At 34.8% G+C, this 1,819-nt stretch carries 3 protein-coding genes; all 3 read left to right on the top strand.

All coding sequences use genetic code 11. The annotated features are described in order from the left end of the window. The first annotated feature begins 168 nt into the window (after positions 1-168). A complete protein-coding gene (locus G5W_RS20400) occupies positions 169-558 on the top strand; it encodes a hypothetical protein (protein WP_010094503.1) in 390 nt (129 codons plus the stop codon). Positions 559-786: 228 nt separating this feature from the next. Then, positions 787-1,119 carry a hypothetical protein gene (locus tag G5W_RS0104235; RefSeq protein ID WP_010094500.1) on the top strand — a complete coding sequence of 111 codons (333 nt, stop codon included), beginning with the start codon at positions 787-789 and terminating at the stop codon, positions 1,117-1,119. 70 nt (positions 1,120-1,189) lie between these two features. Then, on the top strand, positions 1,190-1,819 hold a 630-nt coding region (locus G5W_RS20395), incomplete at its 3' end, for a hypothetical protein (RefSeq protein WP_010094499.1).

Below are 1,819 nucleotides of genomic sequence, written 5' to 3'. Positions count from 1 at the left end.
ACGTACACACTAAGATAAACTATTTAAACACTAGAAACAGGGGATTATTAGCGGAGAACGAAAAGTTACTAGGTAAGCTTACTGAATCTCACAAAATCAATAAATGGCTATGGCTGGCACTAAGTATTATGTCGTTACTTACTTTAATTCAATCGTTGGTGCTGTTCAATGGGTAAGATGCAACGTGACAAAGGGGCAAGAGTAGAGAGGGAAATAGTTAAGATGCTGAACGGTAAACGAGTACCTCTCTCTGGTGCCACCTCATACGCAAAAGGTGATGTAGAAGCTTACGGAATGACTTTCGAGGTTAAGGCTAGGAAAGATGGCTTTAAACAGATATACGGGTGGCTAGAAGGTGAAGATGTAGATGCGCTTGTAATAAAAGCAGATAGGAAAGAGCCATTAGTAGTATTGCCAATAAGTACGTTTAAAAAGCAAATGGAAACAGTAAACGATATAAAAAATGTATGCCGATCGTATCGAGAAGGAAGTATTGGAGAGATAACTGATTCCTATTTAGTTGATGAAATATTGGATTGTATAAAGGGGTTGAAGTGATGAAAGCATGGAAACTCATTAAATACAATGTATTGTTCAACATCTGCTGGATTAGATACAAATACAATTACAATCAGATAGAAGATATAACAGGAAACGACACTCTTGTTTCAACCATACGAAAATCCGAGAAAAACGATAGGCAGTTTAAAAAGTGTAAAAGCCTAATACATTCTATGGAATCCCATTTAGAACAAATAAAATCTATACGGTCGAGTAGGTGAGTAAATGGAACTCCAAAAGATAACTAACATGATAATGATCGCATCAGAGCGCATAGACAAAGCTACAAGAGAAGTATATAAACTAGCCAAGAATAAAGCAGAAACAGAGCAAAAGTATCGTGTGGCTTTAGCGAAAGAGATATTAACCCTTAAAGCCGATGGGATGAAAGTAACCATTATTGACAACATAGCCAAAGGAAACGAAGAAATAGCGCAATTAAAATTTGAACGTGATTATGCAGAGGATATGTTTAAGGCAGCTATTAAGTCATTAGAAGCATTACAGGCTGAATTATCGGGCTTGCAGAGTATTTTACGAGTACAGAACGATATATAAAAAACATACTTTTTCCATACTTTTAAATTATTTAATTTCATTATAATTAAAGTATGAGAGGAGAGATCGGATGAAACAATATAATTTTGTTGACAAAGAGTTTTATGATTTGACCAGTGAAGATATTAAGAGTATGAGACGTGGGGAATATTTATCGCGAATTCCTATGAGCGATTTTTTGACACATTACAACATCACTGCATGGGAATATTGTAATAGATTAAGAGAATTAAAGGGTCTGTCTTTAGTTAAGGATGAACGGAAAGCTTGGATTGATGAAAAGAAAGAAAAAGAGAAGCTCATGCCACAAGCAGACCATACCTTTAGAGTAGAAAATTTACCTGATATCTTTGTGGCCGCTATGTATGAAGTGGATTTTGAAGTCGTAAAGGGTCGTAGGTTGTATGATGTAGAAGAACTCGAAAAAGCCCGGGAAGACATTGGAAATAAGGTAGAAAGATATTTACACTTGATCCAAGAAACATCTAACAATATGGCTTACTCAAAATTAAGAGGAATCGACTTAATAGCTATGAGAATATATAGAGGATTAAACAGACAAGCTTTTTCAAAAATAAGTCGTCTCAAATTAAGTGACATAAAACATTTTGAATCATTGCAACAAAAGATACCAAAATACATTGAGACAACTTATAGAGAAAAGTTAAACATTAGAAAAAGGCACATAATGTGTGTACGT

The organism is Ornithinibacillus scapharcae TW25 (genome assembly GCF_000190475.1).
Classification (GTDB): domain Bacteria; phylum Bacillota; class Bacilli; order Bacillales; family Amphibacillaceae; genus Ornithinibacillus; species Ornithinibacillus scapharcae.
Note: the sequence above shows the minus strand (reverse complement) of the source record. Positions and strands in the feature narration are given on the sequence as shown.

Bases quoted from the DNA above. Each gene is read 5' to 3' on its own strand.
- G5W_RS20400 (WP_010094503.1), top strand. From the start codon at position 169: ATGGGTAAGATGCAACGTGACAAAGGGGCAAGAGTAGAGAGGGAAATA.
- G5W_RS0104235 (WP_010094500.1), top strand. From the start codon at position 787: ATGGAACTCCAAAAGATAACTAACATGATAATGATCGCATCAGAGCGC.